Source organism: Dokdonia sp. R78006 (assembly GCF_042466145.1).
GTDB lineage: Bacteria > Bacteroidota > Bacteroidia > Flavobacteriales > Flavobacteriaceae > Dokdonia.
Window position 1 is genome coordinate 1,256,838 of record NZ_JAXHBU010000001.1, and the last position, 17,071, is coordinate 1,273,908.

A 17,071-nucleotide genomic window follows, 5' to 3' on the forward strand; every position below is an offset into this window, starting at 1 on the left:
AGCACTTACTCATATGCGATTTCTCGGCAAGCTCGAAATGACGAGGGATTGTCATCTCGACGTTAGGAGAGATCACACGAGTAGCTCAAGAATACAGGCTGCGGAAAACTTGATTGTTCGCGACATAGTCCTAGTCACCTCGAGCTTGTCGAGAGGTCACACGACTAGATTTTTATGCGCTTACTCCTATGAGATTTCTCGACAGGCTCGAAATGACGAGTGATTGTCATCTCGACGTTAGGAGAGATCACACGAGAAACTAAGAATTTACTCTTTAAAACACTTCATTATTTAAACTCTCCCATTTAGGATTAACAGTTTCTATAAGGTCGTTTTTCTTTTTTCTACTCCACTTCTTTAACTGTTTCTCTCTAGCAATAGCATCTTTTGCATATTGAAAACCTTCATAGTAGACGAGCTCATAACAATTGTACTTACCAGCAAATGATTTTTTCTCATTTTGAGAGTCAAAATAGTGCTGACCAATTCTTCTTTGTATATCGTTTGTTACGCCTATATATACAGTCGTTCGGTATTGGTTTGTAGTTATGTAGATGTAGAAATTGGTAAACATAATAGATTGTAAATCATAAATATAGTGTATTTGCAAGAAAGCATTCTTGTCACCTCGAGCGTGTCGAGAGGTCACACGAGTAGTTCCTCACTTTCTTTTGTTATGTTCTCACTCCTATGCGATTTCTCGGCAGGCTCGAAATGACGAGCGATTGTCATCTCGACAATAGGAGAGATCACACGAGTAGCTCCTCACTTTCTTTTTTTATGTGCTTACTCCTATGAGATTTCTCGGCAGGCTCGAAATGACGAATGGGTGTCATCTCGACAATAGGAGAGATCACACGAGTAGCTCCTCACTTTCCTTTTTTTATGTACTTACTCCTATGCGATTTCTCGGCAAGCTCGAAATGACGAGTGATTGTATATTTGTATACTCATCATAATATACTTAATGCTCAAAATCGCATTCCACCCCATTTACAAACACCCATTGCCGGAGGGGCATCGCTTCCCTATGGAGAAGTATGATTTGCTTCCTAAGCAGTTAGTATATGAAGGTACGTGTGATACAAATAATTTCTTCGAGCCTACACAAGTAGCTCACGAGCATATTTTGCGATGTCATACTACAGAATATGTAGAGAATCTCAAAGAGCTAGCTATCGATCCTAGAGCACAGCGAAAAACCGGTTTTCCGCTCTCACAAGAACTTGTAGATCGCGAATTAATCATCACTCAAGGCACCATTGATGGGTGTCACTACGCGCTAGAAAATGGTATTGCGATGAATATTGCTGGTGGTACACACCACGCTTATACAGATCACGGAGAGGCATTTTGTCTTCTCAACGACCAAGCGATTGCTGCGCGATATTTACAAGCAACTAAGCTTGCAAAGAAGATTCTCATTGTAGACCTCGATGTTCATCAAGGTAATGGAACGGCAGAGATTTTTGCGGGTGATGATTCGGTGTTTACGTTTTCTATGCACGGTAAGGCAAACTATCCTTTTAGAAAAGAAATCTCAGATCTTGATATTGCCTTAGAGACCGATACAGGCGATGCGGAGTATCTCGATATTCTAAAAAAAACATTACCAAATCTCATTAAAGAACAACAACCAGATTTCATCTTCTATCTATGCGGAGTCGATATTTTAGCGAGTGACAAACTGGGTAAATTGGGGTGTAGTATAGAAGGTTGTAAAGAGCGCGATCGGTTTGTGTTACAAATCTGTCACGATTTAAAAATTCCTGTACAATGTAGTATGGGCGGCGGCTATTCTCCAGATATAAAAGTGATAATTGACGCACACGCAAATACCTTTAGAACGGCACAAGATATTTACTTTTAGTACAATCTTTCGTAGGGCTATTATTTCTTTTTCCGCATCAACTTCGCAGTCATTTTCTTGATTCTATCGGCTAGTTTTTCGCTGCTCAATTTTTCGCGTAAGCGGTCTGTAATTATTGGAAAAGATAAAGGCGTAGGTTGCTCGCAATCCATCCAGACAATTTCTTGCGTCTCTATACGGTCAAGCGCTTGCTGCAATCGACCTTCTTCTAGCTGGTGTTCAAAAGTCTCTGTAAATGCTTGCTGAAATAATAAATTATCTGCCTCATAATCACGGAACACATCAAAAAACAGCTGACTACTACTTTGCAGGTGTTTTTGTTTGATTTGTTTATTTGGGAAACCAGTAAAAACAAGCCCAGAAATCACGGCAATATCTCTAAATTTTCGCCTGGCCATCTCCGTAGCATTGAGACTATTTTGCAAGTCGTCGTGCATATATGCCGTCGTAAATAGGTCGTTATCTAGTAGCTGCTGTATGTCTATAGGTTGGTCTGAAAGTAGCTCAAAACCGTAGTCATTAAAGGCAAGAGAGAAGGTGATAGGGTCTAGCAGGCTAAGGCGATACCCAAGTAAACTTCCCATAGCCTCGTGCACAAAACGACCTTCAAAAGGGTAAAATACGTGATGATAGCCATCGCGCGTTTTAAAAGTCTCAATAAGCAGTTGCTCATCACTCGGGATGATGCTCTCTACCTTTTGCTGTCTAAAAATGTGCTCTAGTGCATTAATCTCTAGAGACCGCTTTCGCGAAAGCGAATTCCCAGTATAAAGTTCCTCCCTTAACAGCTGCGACATCTGGCTGCTTAAGGTAAGTCGGCCGCCCATCCATGAGGGGACTTTGTTAGTTTTCTTTGAGCTGTTGCGCACGTGCACTTCCATATTTTTAATACGGATAAATTCTAGGTTGCGACCAGCAAAAGTAAACACATCACCACGCGTTAACTTACTGATGAAAAACTCCTCAATAGTGCCTATGTAACCACCTTTTTGATATTTGACTACAAGATTTGCATCGCTCACAATCGTCCCTATTTGCAGGCGATGGCGCATTGCCACCATACGAGAATTCACTTTAAATCTGCCGTCCTCAAGAATCTCCACTTTCTTATACTCATCATAAGCTTGCAGGGATTGTGCACCCATTGTCATAAAATTAAGACACCATTCCCATTGCTCTTTTGTCATTGCTTGAAAGCAAAACGTAGTCTGTATCTCTGGCCAGATATCTTCGGGTAAAAATCCGTCAGACACGGCTAGCGTCACGAGATATTGAATCAGTACGTCAAAACTATTGAGATACGGAATTCTATCTTCTACCGTGTTTTCCTTAACGGCGCGCTGCAAAGCAGAGGCTTCTACCAGCTCTATGGCGTGTGTAGGCAAAAAGTAAATCACACTCTCCTTACCAGGGCTGTGACCAGATCGCCCAGCACGTTGTAAAAAGCGAGCGACACCCTTTGGGCCGCCTATTTGGATAATGGTTTCAACAGGCGCAAAGTCTACTCCGAGATCAAGGCTAGAGGTACAAACTACCGCCTTGAGAGAGCCATTCCGAATGGCGCCCTCAACCCAAGTACGCGTCTCTTTATTGATACTCCCGTGGTGCATTGCAATCTCTCCAGCATACTCAGGATGTGCCGCAAGAATACGCTGAAACCAAATTTCACACTGACTTCGCGTGTTCGTAAACAGTAAGGTCGTCTTGCTATTGTTGATAATGGGTACGACGTATTCCAGCAAATGCAATCCCAAATGACCACGCCAAGGAAAGGTTTCCATCTCGTCTGGAATGATAGACTTGACAGTAATTTTTTTGTTGATGTTTGCTTTGATAATTACGCTTTCGCGAAAAGCGTTACTCTCATAACCCAGCAATACTTCTCGAGCTTGCTCTAGATTCCCAATCGTTGCCGAAATTCCCCAAATACGCATATCTGAAGCGACAGTTTTCAATCGGCTCAAGGCGAGTTCCATCTGTACACCTCTTTTTGTACCTAGTAATTCGTGCCACTCATCTACTATTACAGCTGAGCAATTTTTAAAAACTTTCTCATACCCTTTTGAGGCAATCAAAAGCATCAAACTTTCTGGGGTAGTAATTAGCAAGTCTGGCATAGAACGCTTTTGCTTGGCACGTTCAGATTGTGGAGTATCTCCATTGCGTATTCCCACCGTCATCTGTGTGCCGAGATCTTGTGTGATACGAGAAGCCGAAAGCTCAATCTCATTAGAAAGCGAGCGCAGCGGAGTGATCCAAATGGCCTTTAGTCCTTTTTTATGTTTGGTCTTGTAATCAGGATTTTTCTTGATGTAATTAAGAACTACCGGAAACCAAAGTGCATACGTCTTACCACTACCCGTAGGCGCATTAAGCAATCCATTTTTACCCGCCAGAAACGCCTTCCACGTTTGTTTTTGAAACGGAAAAGGTTTCCAGTCTTTCGACTGAAACCAGTTATTTGCGATATCGAATAGTTGCTTATTATTCATAATTACGAGTGTAGCGAAGTAATCTGTTGCAATCCAATAACCACCAAACCAAATACACCTTTTACCATATTTCTTTTATTAAATAATCTTCACTTCCAAGCGAAGCGTAGGAACTTGCCAAATCTAACCAGTCAGGATTTTTACTTTCGATTAATGAAATTTTCCGTTTTCTATTTCCAGATTTTAACTGCTTTTCTCTTGCGAGAGCTTCATTATGCGTTTCAAATAATTCGTAGTACATCAAGTTGTAGCAATTGTATTGCGCGCTAAAAGACTTGGGGTAATATTTAGTCTTATGTTGAACCATTCGTATTTTAAGATTGCGAGTCGCTCCTACATAAAGAACAGTTTTATTCTTATTAGTTAGTATGTAAGTGTAATATGGCATCTTAATGAAGTTGATATTGCGAATGTTCTTACTCTTATGCGGAGATTTATATGTTGCTTTCTAGCATCATTATTTTGTGGGCGGAAGAGATTCCTTCACAACTTGCCCTTCGGCCTCGTTGCTCGGAATCATCCCTTTCAAATCCTCTAGTGTATTTGCATCTTCTATCTTCTTGTCGTATCGCCAGCGTAGCATTCTTGGGAAGCGCGTGGCTATACCACTTTTATGTCTTTTGGATAACGCTATACCTTCAAAGGCAATTTCAAACACGTGATGAGGCGTTACAGATCGTACAGGTCCAAAACGCTCTAACGTGTTTTTTTTAATCCAGTTATCTACTTTTCTAAACTCGGCATCTGTGAGGCCTGAGTAGGCTTTTGCAAAAGTAACGAGCTCGGTTTTATCTTCATTCCATAAACCGAAGGTGTAATCTGTAAATAAATTACTTCGTCTACCGTGACCACGCATTGCATAGGTGAGTACTGCGTCAATAGTGAGCGGATCTACTTTCCATTTCCACCAGTCGCCTTTTTTTCTACCTACGCGATACGGACTGTTTTTACGCTTAATCATTAATCCTTCCGAGCGCATCTCTCTGCTACGGTCTCTTTCTTGTGCCATTGCTTCCCAACTATCAAACTCAATTGTTTCAGAAATCCCTATAGGCAGACCTTTATCTGTGATATTGCGATATAACGATTCGAGGATTATTCTTCTTTTCGCGAAAGCGGTATCACGCAAGTCTTTTCCTTCCCATTCTAAAATGTCATAAGCCTTGATAATTACAGGCACTTCTTTGAGCATTTTCTTGCTCACCGTCTTACGCCCAATACGCGCTTGTAAGTCGTTAAATGTGCCAATCTGCCCATCATAAAAAGGCAGTAACTCACCATCTATGACGGTTCCGTCTGGTATATATTCTTTAAGAATCTCTAGTTCTGGGTACTTATCTGTAACTAGCTCTTCACCGCGACTCCAGATAAAAATCTCCCCATTACGAAAGATGGTTTGTGAGCGTATACCATCCCACTTATGTTCGGCAAGAAAGTCAGTCACATCACCCAGCGCCGAAGGTTCATCTTCAACTGCATAAGCAAGATAAAATGGATATGGTCTTGAAAACTCTTGACTTGCATCTTCTTCGATAACCAGATCGTGAAAGGTAACCGTCTGCGGTTTCCAGTCGCCCATTAATTTATAGGCAAGCACGTCTTCTTCTATAGCTGTTGCTTGTGATAATGCACGAGTCATCAACTTCTGACTCACGCCTATTCTAAATCCTCCGGTAATAAGCTTAGTAAATACAAAACGTTCATAATAGTTGAGATTTGCCCAGTTATCAAACAGGTATTCCTTTTTCTCTTCATCCGTTTTTCGCTTAAGCGAAATCATCTCTTCCAGAAACTGAGTAAGCGACTTCTCAGAAGATGCTGTTGCTGCGGGAACAACGAGTGCAATCGTTTCTGCTAGGTCACCCACGATGTGATAACTTTCTTCAAAAAGCCATAATGGGATATTTGATAGTTCGCTCGCCCATTCCCTAAGTAAGGTTGTGTTTACAGGTCGTGGAGGGCGACGGTGCGATAAGATGGCAATCGTCCACACCTTATCTTTATCTGGCGCTTCTTTAAAATAATGCGCAAGTGCTTTAACCTTTTCGTTGGTCTTGTTTGTGGAATCGAGTGTTTTTATGAGTGCTGCAAATAGTTTCATACGCTAGTTTCCTCCTCCTCTTTTTTTGCATCTCCTTCTGCTAGTTCGCCTTCATATTGCGTTTCTTCTGTACGAGCATCATAACCCAGACCACGTAAATAGCGCGAGAAAATATCTGTATATCCGTGTGTGCAGATAATTTTTTCTGCACCTGTAGCTTCTATACTTTGTAGTAAGCTAGGCCAGTCACAGTGATCACTTAGCACAAAGCCTTTGTCAATAGCTCTGCGTCTTCGTGCTCCTCTAAAAGCCATCCAGCCGCTTGCGCTTGCAGTTACATATGGCACCATCTTGCGTATCCACGTACTGCCGTGAGTGGCTGGTGGTGCTAGAACGATACTTCCTTTAAAATCTTCCTTTTTAGTATCTCTAGTGATTAATTCTGTTGCTGGCATATCGATCATAGGTCGCAGTACCTCTGTCATTTTTTCTATAGCGCCGTGTGTAAGTATCTTACCGATGCTCGGGTCAAGATGTTTGAGCAGCCGTTGCGCTTTACCTAAGCTGTAAGCAAAAAGCACAGAGCACTTTCCTTCGGCTTTGTTTTGCGCCCACCAAGTATTTATGTCGTGCATTACTTCGGCTTGTGGAGTCCACTTGAAGGCAGGTAATCCAAAGGTACATTCGGTGATGAAAGTGTCGCATTTTACGGGTTCGTAGGGTTGAGAGATACCATCTACTTCAGTCTTATAATCTCCTGTAAACACCCACACTTCGTCCTTGTGTTCTACACGTATCTGACTAGATCCAGGAATGTGACCAGCTGGGTGAAAGGTGAATTTTACATTGTTGATGTTTACGCTTTCGCGAAAGCGTACTCCAGAAACATTAATGTCTCCTAACCTATGTGAAATAATAGGCACATTGCTCTCGTGTGTGATGTACTGTTTATGTCCCCACCGACTGTGGTCTGCGTGGCCGTGCGTGATGAGAGCTTTATCTACAGGTTTCCACGGGTCGAGATAGACCTTTGCGGGTGGGCAATAGATGCCCTTATCTGTAAATTCTAGAAGTGGTTTTTTCAAGCTATTTTCTTTTTCAACTTAAAGATACGAGTCAGAATACCTTTATATTAGGCTTTTAGGAAAACTTTAGGGCATAAAAAAGCCTCTTTATTGCAAGAGGCTTTTAGGTGTTTTAAAGTCAGTTATTATTCAATTAGTTCTAAATGAAGAATGATTCCATCACTTGAGCTGTCTTTAGATTTGTCTACGGTTTTATAGTGAACTAAATATTCTAGACCTACATTATCATTCTTTGTAAGTAGCTTACCATTAATACTTGTAGTAGCATCAATTTCTAAAATTCTAGGCTCATTGTCGCCATCAGTAAAGAAGAAATATCCTCCCTCGTAAGCGTCAAATGTAAGATGCTCTGTAAATGCTTCTTTAGAATTCTCTGTTGTCTTAAAAGGGCTCATTCCTAATAAAACAGTGCTGAATAATATAAGTATGGTCTTCATAATATCGATGGTTTAGTTAGCTTCGGTAAGCTGATATAGTCGCTTACTGAGTATAAATATAGCGCTAGTCTTAGCCTATCGATTTTTAATTAACCATTGTTTGTGAGAGAATGTTAAGGGTATGAAAAATTAACATTCTCTAATAAGGCACTACTTAATTAATTTTCTGAATTATCCAATTCTATTATTTCTGTTTTAGAAATCACAGCTCCATCTTCGCTAATCCCCTCTATAAAAAGTGTGATAGATTTAGTATTTGTATTGATTATATTAAAAGTGTTGACCCTGTTTTTACTTAAGATTACTTCTGGCTCCCAGTGAATTGTACCATAATTTATAAAGCCTTTATCGTTCAATACGGTATATACTGGATTGTAGAATTTTTTAGCAACGGAATACCCTTCACGTATAGCATAAGTGAAAATGTTGTTTTGAACTTTCTTGTTATTAGTTGTGGACGGTAAATCAATATTAAAATTACGTCTAGAATATAATCTTATAACACCTTCTCCTCCTCTTGAACCGCTTCTAGAGTCAAATTTGTTGATATAATAGCTTTCAATAAAATCTGTGCGCAATCCATATAGTATATCAAGATCTAATAACTCTACATCATCTAAATAAACTAGAGGCGCACGAGCACCAGAAAAACCTGAAATTCTACGTGATGAAATAGAAATTCTACTTGTTGAACCAAAGGAAAGCTCTTCTGTAACTACATATCCATTTTGGCGTATAACATCTGTAACAAAAGGGTACAATATGGTGTCATCCTCAGTAACGATCTTAATTTCATTTTTTAAATATGAAGGAACATTAGGATTGTCAATTATTTCTGATTTCTTTTTTTCAAATTCTAATATAACTTCGTTTAGTTCAATAAGCGATTGGTCAATCATTTGAGGCACTACTATCTTTTCCTCTTTTAGTGGTTTTCTAATAGGAATGTGCTTGGTTGTCGTTGAAGAGATATTGATAGGATTTACACGATTCGTTTCTTCATAAACGAATAGGCTAGGTCTTGATAATTGCCCTTTCTTATTAATAAGGGAAAAGGAAATTGTCTCGTTAGTTTTCGTATACAAGCCTCCCAAAGCAAACATATTATTTTCAGGAGAGATAGTCAAACCTTCGTTATGTAGTGTGGGATGAACATAAATATTATCCTTTAATCCGATATTTCTATTAAGCTTACCTACTACGGTAGTTCCTTGTTCAAAATCAAATTCTTTTTTTGGAGGACTACTATTAATGTTCTCCCAAGTATATGTGCTCCAACCTTGTGTAAGTAGCAATAGATCTAGGTTATCCTTGTTGTCATTATTACTATTAAAATATTGCTTAGGATTTTCTACAGTGCCTTGTATATATGGTTTTAAATAGAACGAACTAAGTATATTATTTTCCGGATTATAACCTTTAGTATTTGTAGGAAGAACGGAAACGCTGAGATTTTTTTTAGAAATGTTTTTTCCTAAGTTGTTTAAGGTGATTGTGATAGAGTCTGATTTTTGATTGATTAAAGAGGATGCCGCCACATCAAAATCAAGTTCATCTGCCCAATTAAAGTAGAGTCTCTCTGATAGGGGATTATCACTAGCATCAAATAAGGTAATAGTATTCATGCCAGAAAATAGGGATGATTTACTCACTACAAATGCTGAGATATTTGCTTCATGATTAAGAGGAGTTTTAATTTTTTTTGCAACTCCATTTTTGTGTATTAATACATATAATCCTTGACGGTTTATAGTATTCCTTATTTGATAGTTACTCTTAATTTTTATTGATATTTCACCCTCATTTTCTTCAAGTATCGCTAGAGATGGTGTGGTGTTTACTACGTTGGGTAGAGGTACAACGACTTCAGTATTGTTATCAAAAGTAAAGTGGGCTGTATATGTTTGTGTAGGTATGGGGATAATATTAAATTTTGCAAAACCGTAGGGTTTACTCTTTATTTGCAGAAGATCTATACCATTTTGATTTCTTATTGTTGCGCTTTTAAAAGAAGCTCCAAACCCATCCTGATCTAAAACTTTTACACCTACCGTATTAGTTGTGCTATGTATCAAGTGACCTCCCTCAGGGAGTAATTGAATGTCGTACGCTTTTTCTTTCTCTACATTGTTGCCGGATATTTTATTACTGACAACAGTTATTTTTTGCATAAAAGAGTCGTCTTCCTTAAAATTTTTCATCCATTGCGTAGAGCCTCTCAAGTAATACGTGCCACTCTGCATAGTGGAATCTATTTTAATGTTACCATGGCTTACACCATTATCGACTATAAATTTTTCTGATTTGAACAGTAATCCGTCAGGTTTAAAAATATCTATATATAAGGTTGTCTTTTCTGAGAAGGATTTTTCTAATTGTCTAGTTCGTAAGTAAGCCTTAAACCATATTTCTTCATTTTGTGTAAAATGAGTTTTATTTAAATGGATATAAGCGCTTTGTCTAGGTAATTCAAAATAAGAACTATAGTTTTCTATTAATTCGCTTTTATTGGAGTTTTGGGCGAAAAGAAAGCTTGTAAATAGAAGTAAACTAATAGTAAAGAATTTAAATAGTAGTTTTGAAAACATGTTTTTTGATGATTGAGATATCTGACGATTAAACAGATTATTAATAATTGATGAATTGAAATTTAATTTTAATTAGAAAGGTTTAGTGTTTTAATGGTTGAAATGAGCAATCCATCAAGAGTCATACCTTCTATGTGTACCATAAATTTTTTAACACCAGTGTCTTTAATTTTGAATGATGAAGACTTCTTGCCATCTAGAATGAGCTGTGGTTCCCAGTGAATAACTCCAAAATTTGTAAAAGCTTTATTGGCATAGGTTGAGTAATCAGGTTGTATGAATTTTTTCTCTTTTTCAAAACCATTTTTTATTGGGTAAGCAAAAACTTCTGACATATTAGAAATCTCTTTTTTTGAATCTGATTTTATAGGCTTATTTAAATTACGTCTTGTATATATTCTAATAACACCTCCAGTCCCGTTTACGCCTTCTGAGGCACCATTTCTTTGAAAATAAAAGCTTTCTAGGTCCTCTGTTCGTAAGCCGGTTAAGATGTCAAAATCTATTAACTTAACATCATCAAAATAAATCACAGGTTGTGGAAAAGCTCTTTCAGAACCACCACTTCCTAATCCAAAGGATTGTTGAGTCCGCACCCTTATTTGTACACGAGTTGTGCTTGCAAACTGAAGATCCTCTCTTACAGTATAACCTCTAGATCTAATAATATCTAAAAAGCTGGGTTGTTTAAAAACAAGGTCCTCTGTTACTACTGTAACTTTATTCTTGAGAAAAGAAGGAACTAATGGGTTACTAGACTCATATGAGACTTTCTTTTTACCAGTTAGTATAACCTCGTTGAGTTGTTCTATGTCATCAAAGTTTGATACTATAGGCAGTATCTTGACCTTATTAGAGAATGAATCAGTTTTATTAAACGTTTTTTCTTTTATAAAATCTTTCTCTAAAATATCTTTAGATAGAATGCTGAGTGAGGGTTTTGTTAGTTTACCTCTACCTGAAATTATTGAAAACTGTAAAGCTTGTTCTGTTTCAGGAAATATCAAAGGAAGTGTGAAATTGCCATTTTCTAATTTTAGAGTTTGGGCGGGATACGTAGTGCCCGCATGCAAGAAAAGCTGTTCGTTGCTTCTTAACTTCTTGTTTAATGTCCCCTTAATTGATACTCCTTGTGAGAAGGTGTATGTTTTCTTTGGAGGATTATTTGATATTCTCTTCCAAGAATACCTACTTTGTCCTTGTGAGATTAGTAAAGCATCAAGTTCTAGTGAGTCTATGTTATTTTTTGAAAAGTAACGTTCGTAGGAGATATTTTGTTTTTTCAAATAGGGCTTTAAATAAAATGCAGATAGTATATTTTGTGAGGGAGCATTACTTATAGTTTCAAATGGTAAGACAGATATGCTCAAATTTGAAACTGAATTTAATGTTTGTTTGGAAAGCGAGATAATAAGAGAGTCAGTTTGGGTTTTTGTTATCGTTGGTTTTTTGATTTCTTCGTATTTGATACTGTGAGTGTTAAAGTAAATACGCTCTGCGATGGGCTCTTTACTGTCATGAAATAAGGAGAAAATATTTACTCCTTGCTGTAATTGAGATTTATCAAATAAATAAGAGGCGTAGTTTACATCCTTAGGTATCCTTAGGTTTATTTTTTTCGCCATTCCATCCCTATGGATTAATAGGGATAATGTATCATTAATAATTGATGTTGTCGTTTTTTTATCTAATCTTAAGGTGATGGCAATCTTATCCTTAGAGTGGCTTGCGATAGCAAGTCCTACAGCATTCTTTTTTGGAGGAGCTATCTTCTGTAGCTGTTTACTTCCATCCTCATATTCAATTTCTAAAGAATATTCAAATGTAGCTCGAGGCGAAAATGTTACAACGGCGATATTGTTTTTGCCAGGGGTAAATGTTGTTAAGTGATATCCATATTGATCTTTAATAATTCCACTTGTAAAGGGTTTTGAATAACCGTGTTCATCAGAAACTCTTATCGCAACATTATTTGTTACATCATTTACAAGGGAGCCGCTTTCTGGGGTAAATTCTATTTTTCTAACTGATGATAGGTTGCTTAAATCCTCACTTACGCTGCCATTGTAGATGGTTATTTTTTGCTGAAAAGAATCGTCTTCATAAAAATTTTTCATCCAATTTGTAGATGCTTTAATGTAATAGCTTCCACTTTGAAATGAAGAATCTAAATCAAAGTGACCGTTCCCAAATCCGTTACCAGAAATAAACTGCTTTTTAATCACTTGATTCCCTAAGGAATCATAAATGCCAACAATTAAATTTGTGGTTTCAGAAAATGGTTTACCCGTTTGCCTATTGTATACGTACGCTTTAAAATAGATGTCTTCCCCAGTTATGTAAGTTGTTTTGTTTAGATGGAGAAATATGCTTTCTCTTGGTAGTTCAAAATATTTACTGTAAACAGTGCCTAGCTCTTGACTTTTCACTTGAAGTGAAAATGAGAGGATTATAGTAGTAACTATTAAAAGCCTTATATTTTTTAGCATTGTTTATATTGAATTTTAAAAGTAAATAACTCGCTCAAATAAAAAGCAGTCAGTACTGTTAAGTTAATTGAGGGTAAACTTATTGCTAAGCTGTAATTTTGAGAAAAAGAAAAAAGATGAACCTATCCTTAAGTATTCCCGCATTGCTATTTCCGGCAATATCACTTACGATGCTAGCTTATAATGCCCGTTATCTTGCAATTGCAGGTTTGATACGTAGTTTACATGCTTCTTATCAAGAAACGCACTCAGAAGGAGTAGGACTACAGGTTAAAAAGTTAAGAAAACGCCTTACAATAATAAAAAACATGCAAGCCGTAGCGATTGTGAGCTTTCTACTCGCGGTAATTACTATGTTCTTAATTTATATAGAAGAGGCTTTTTATGCAAAGATTGTCTTTGGGATTAGTCTATTTGCATTAATGCTGTCGCTTATGCTTTCTTTAATAGAAGTACAGCTTTCTACAAAGGCGCTTTCTATACAGCTACGAGATATGGAATAAAAAAAGCCTCAATCGTTACAGATTGAGGCTTTTGTACCTAGGATGGGAATCGAACCCACACTTCAAAGAAACTCGAGTTTGAGTCGAGCGCGTCTACCAATTCCGCCACCTAGGCATTTTGAAAGTGCAAAATTAAAGAATTAATTAAAATACAGCGTATAAAACATCATTTATTGTACTGCTCTACTCATTTTTAATTCCTATTTTTGCACCTCCTTAGAGGGAAAAGAATTGTAATTAAACCATTTAACTGTCACAACTGATGACCGCTACCGTACCGCAACCGAAGATATTTGCTTGTCAAAACAGCAAACCACTGGCCGAAAAAATTGCAAAAGCCTTTGGGCAGCCGCTGGGTAACGTCATAACATCGACATATAGTGATGGAGAATTCCAACCTTCTTTTGAAGAATCTGTACGTGGATCACGTGTATTTATTATAGGGAGTACCATGCCATCATCTGATAATATGATGGAAATGTTATTGATGCTAGATGCTGCAAAGCGCGCTAGTGCAAGACACATAACGGCAGTGATACCTTATTTTGGATGGGCGAGACAAGATCGTAAGGATAAACCTAGAGTGCCTATAGCTGCAAAGCTTATGGCAAACCTACTGGAAACAGCTGGTGCTACTCGTATTATCACGATGGATTTACACGCAGATCAAATACAAGGTTTCTTTGAGAAGCCGGTAGATCATTTATTTGCGTCTACTATATTCTTGCCTTATTTAAAAGGGTTAGGATTAGAAAATCTTACGATTGCTTCTCCAGATATGGGAGGTAGTAAGAGAGCTTATGCATATAGCAAGGCGATGGAGAGTGATGTAGTTATATGCTTCAAGCAACGTGCAAAAGCAAATGTAATCTCACACATGGAACTCATAGGTGAGGTAAAAGGGCAGCACGTAGTGCTTGTAGATGATATGGTAGATACTGCTGGAACCTTAACAAAGGCAGCAGATTTGATGATAGAAAAGGGTGCGCTTAGTGTACGAGCGATCTGTACCCACGCTATTTTAAGTGGTAACGCTTACGATAAAATAGAAAACAGTAAACTGGCAGAATTAATCGTAACAGATTCAATTCCTAAGGAACACAAAAGTGGAAAAGTAAGGGTATTGACCTGTGCGCCACTTTTTGCAGATGTAATGCACCGTGTTAATAGTAACACGAGTATTGCTTCGAAGTTTATTATGTAATATTTTTTTAACTATAATTATTTAATATGAAATCAGTTTCGATCCACGGATCTAAAAGAGAAAGCGTAGGCAAGAAAGCTACAAAGGCCTTACGTAATGCTGGACTGGTACCTTGCGTTGTATACGGAGGGGACACGCCATTGCATTTTAGCGCACCAGAACTAGCGTTCAAAGAATTGGTATACACTCCAGACGCGCACACAGTAGAAATCGAATTAGACGGTGTAACCGTAAAGGCGATTCTTCAAGATATCCAGTTCCACCCGGTAACTGATCGTATTTTACACATAGACTTCTACCAGATTTTTGAAGGTAAAGAAGTAACTATGAATATCCCAGTACACTTTACAGGTAACTCTCGTGGAGTAATGAATGGTGGTGTTTTACGTAAAACTAACCGTGTATTACGTGTGAAAGCACTTCCTAAAGATCTTCCTGATTACTTAGTTGCAGATATCACAAACCTTAAAATAGGTAACAAGTTATACATAGGAGCTTTACCACAAGAAAACCTAACACTTATGCACCCTGATAACACAGTAGTGTGTCAAGTTAGAACTTCTCGTACAGCAATCCTTGATGCTGACGATGATGATGATGAAACTGAAGCAGGAGATGTTCCTTCTACACAAACAGATGATGCCGCTGCAGTAGCAGAATAATCAATCCGTTATATTTAATACAAAAGCATCTCGTTCTTCGAGATGCTTTTTTTATTTTTATACGATAGTAATAAGCAGTGTCTTTAACGTAATTAGTAAAGCCTTGACGCAAATTACATTCTAACAAACAGCAAATGATGCGCTCTTTTTTCGGTAGACTATTTGGTAGAGTAACGGTAGAAGAGGAAGTAATAGACCCCATGAAAAAATTTCTCATCGTTGGTTTAGGAAACATAGGTCCTAAGTACACAGAAACTAGGCATAATATAGGATTTAAGGTGGTAGACGCTTTCGCGAAAGCGCAAGAAACCACTTTCGAAACTGAAAAACTAGGTGACATCGCGCGTACCAAAGTAAAAGGCAAAACCGTTATCTTATTAAAGCCTAATACCTTTATGAATTTAAGTGGTAAGGCTATACGATACTGGTTGCAGCAAGAAAAAATCCCTGTAGAAAATCTTCTTGTGATTACAGATGATTTGAATTTGGAATTTGGAACCATAAGAGTGAAAACTAAAGGTTCTGCTGGAGGACACAATGGATTAAAAGACACGCAGGCTCAACTTAATACTTCTGCATATAATAGATTTCGTTTTGGCATAAGTGATGCATTTTCAACTGGACGTCAGGTAGATTATGTGTTAGGAGAATGGACGCCAGAGGAGCAAGCAAGCCTTCCGGAGCGACTGGATATGAGTTGTGAGGTAATCACTTCTTTTGTGAGTGGAGGAATTAATAATACGATGAACGCGTACAACGGTAAATAATCTTGAAAACTCACAATAGCGCACATACATTTAACTCAGAAAAAGGAACTGTCGTTACGATAGGCACCTTTGACGGAGTACATTTAGGACATCGCCAGATTATTAATAGGCTTAACGAAAGTGCGCGAGCAAATGGCTGGGAGTCATGTGTACTTACCTTTTTTCCACATCCTAGGATGGTGTTGCAAAAAGACACTTCGCTCAAGCTTATAAACACCATAGATGAGCGAGCGCAACTATTGGAAGGTCTAGGTCTAGATCACCTCGTGATTCACCCTTTTACCTTAGATTTTTCAAGATATCATGCAGAGACATTTGTAGAAGAGATTCTTGTAAATTCTCTTAACGCAAAGAAGGTAATTATAGGTTACGATCACCGTTTTGGACGTAATCGTAATGCTAATATTGAGGATCTCAAACGTTTTGGAGAACAACTAGGTTTTGAGGTAGAAGAGATATCAAAGCAAGAACTAGAAGATGTAGCTGTAAGCTCAACTAAAGTGCGTAAATCACTAGAGGCAGGAGATGTAGCGCTAGCAAATAGCTACCTCGATCAAGCATTTATGCTTACGGGAACCGTTGTAAAAGGCAGAAGTCTAGGTAGAACTATAGGCTACCCTACTGCAAATCTCGATATAGCCGAAGATTATAAACTAATACCCGCGCAAGGCGTTTATGTAGTGCAGTCTCGTATAAATGGTGCTACTGTTTACGGAATGATGAATATAGGCACAAACCCAACAGTAGGAGGAAGTGCGCAAACTATTGAAACCTATTTCTTTGATTTTAGTAAGGACTTATATGGACAAGAGCTCGAAATACAATTACTAGACCGCATACGTGATGAGAAAACCTTTGCGAGTGTAGATGAACTCGTAAAAGCGATGAAAGAGGATGAGAAGTATGCACGCGATTATATAAATAAGCTCTAAG

14 protein-coding genes and 1 tRNA gene are annotated in these 17,071 nt (G+C 38.0%); 6 read left to right on the forward strand and 9 right to left on the reverse strand.

Going from position 1 to position 17,071, the window contains the following annotated elements; all coding sequences use genetic code 11:
* Window positions 1-274: 274 nt before the first annotated feature.
* Window positions 275-574 (reverse strand): GIY-YIG nuclease family protein, encoded by a 300-nt coding sequence (locus SJY37_RS05710; RefSeq protein ID WP_298323014.1) that lies wholly within the window; start codon window positions 572-574, stop codon window positions 275-277.
* A 393-nt stretch (window positions 575-967) separates the two neighbouring features.
* Here SJY37_RS05710 and SJY37_RS05715 point away from each other — a divergent pair, with 393 nt between their 5' ends.
* Complete coding sequence (locus SJY37_RS05715) at window positions 968-1,870, forward strand: histone deacetylase (protein WP_298323011.1); 903 nt, start codon at window positions 968-970, stop codon at window positions 1,868-1,870.
* A 20-nt stretch (window positions 1,871-1,890) separates the two neighbouring features.
* Here SJY37_RS05715 and SJY37_RS05720 read toward each other — a convergent pair whose 3' ends face one another.
* The 7 genes from SJY37_RS05720 to SJY37_RS05750 form a co-directional block, all read right to left on the reverse strand.
* Window positions 1,891-4,362, reverse strand: a complete 2,472-nt coding sequence (locus SJY37_RS05720) for a ligase-associated DNA damage response DEXH box helicase (RefSeq protein WP_298323008.1) — start codon at window positions 4,360-4,362, stop codon at window positions 1,891-1,893.
* A gap of 61 nt (window positions 4,363-4,423) precedes the next feature.
* Window positions 4,424-4,750: a GIY-YIG nuclease family protein gene (locus SJY37_RS05725; protein ID WP_298323005.1), complete on the reverse strand. Its 327-nt coding sequence runs from the start codon at window positions 4,748-4,750 to the stop codon at window positions 4,424-4,426.
* 69 nt (window positions 4,751-4,819) lie between these two features.
* The gene (locus tag SJY37_RS05730; RefSeq protein ID WP_298322999.1) at window positions 4,820-6,463 is read right to left on the reverse strand and encodes an ATP-dependent DNA ligase; all 1,644 of its coding nucleotides are present in this window, start codon (window positions 6,461-6,463) and stop codon (window positions 4,820-4,822) included.
* Entirely contained in the window at window positions 6,460-7,488 is a 1,029-nt protein-coding gene (locus SJY37_RS05735; protein WP_298322996.1) for a ligase-associated DNA damage response exonuclease, read from the reverse strand. The genes SJY37_RS05730 and SJY37_RS05735 overlap by 4 nt, the downstream gene beginning before the upstream one ends.
* A gap of 125 nt (window positions 7,489-7,613) precedes the next feature.
* The gene (locus SJY37_RS05740) at window positions 7,614-7,925 is read right to left on the reverse strand and encodes a hypothetical protein (RefSeq protein ID WP_298322992.1); all 312 of its coding nucleotides are present in this window, start codon (window positions 7,923-7,925) and stop codon (window positions 7,614-7,616) included.
* A gap of 158 nt (window positions 7,926-8,083) precedes the next feature.
* The gene (locus SJY37_RS05745; protein ID WP_379952876.1) at window positions 8,084-10,513 is read right to left on the reverse strand and encodes a hypothetical protein; all 2,430 of its coding nucleotides are present in this window, start codon (window positions 10,511-10,513) and stop codon (window positions 8,084-8,086) included.
* A gap of 68 nt (window positions 10,514-10,581) precedes the next feature.
* The gene (locus SJY37_RS05750) at window positions 10,582-13,002 is read right to left on the reverse strand and encodes a hypothetical protein (RefSeq protein ID WP_298322987.1); all 2,421 of its coding nucleotides are present in this window, start codon (window positions 13,000-13,002) and stop codon (window positions 10,582-10,584) included.
* Window positions 13,003-13,118: 116 nt separating this feature from the next.
* On the opposite strand from SJY37_RS05750, the gene SJY37_RS05755 reads away from it, so the two are divergent.
* Window positions 13,119-13,505, forward strand: coding sequence for a DUF2721 domain-containing protein (locus tag SJY37_RS05755; protein ID WP_298322985.1), 387 nt, complete (start codon window positions 13,119-13,121; stop codon window positions 13,503-13,505).
* 34 nt (window positions 13,506-13,539) lie between these two features.
* On the opposite strand, the gene SJY37_RS05760 is transcribed toward SJY37_RS05755, so the two are convergent.
* Window positions 13,540-13,620, reverse strand: a tRNA-Leu gene (locus tag SJY37_RS05760).
* 147 nt (window positions 13,621-13,767) lie between these two features.
* Between SJY37_RS05760 and SJY37_RS05765 the strand changes: the two genes are divergently transcribed.
* From SJY37_RS05765 to SJY37_RS05780, 4 genes are all read left to right on the forward strand, one after another.
* A complete protein-coding gene (locus SJY37_RS05765) occupies window positions 13,768-14,709 on the forward strand; it encodes a ribose-phosphate pyrophosphokinase (RefSeq protein ID WP_298322982.1) in 942 nt (313 codons plus the stop codon).
* 26 nt (window positions 14,710-14,735) lie between these two features.
* Window positions 14,736-15,371, forward strand: coding sequence for a 50S ribosomal protein L25/general stress protein Ctc (locus SJY37_RS05770; RefSeq protein ID WP_144782752.1), 636 nt, complete (start codon window positions 14,736-14,738; stop codon window positions 15,369-15,371).
* Between the two features lie 137 nt (window positions 15,372-15,508).
* Complete coding sequence (pth, locus tag SJY37_RS05775) at window positions 15,509-16,138, forward strand: aminoacyl-tRNA hydrolase (RefSeq protein WP_298323840.1); 630 nt, start codon at window positions 15,509-15,511, stop codon at window positions 16,136-16,138.
* A gap of 2 nt (window positions 16,139-16,140) precedes the next feature.
* Complete coding sequence (locus SJY37_RS05780) at window positions 16,141-17,070, forward strand: bifunctional riboflavin kinase/FAD synthetase (protein WP_298322971.1); 930 nt, start codon at window positions 16,141-16,143, stop codon at window positions 17,068-17,070.
* Window position 17,071: the final 1 nt, after the last annotated feature.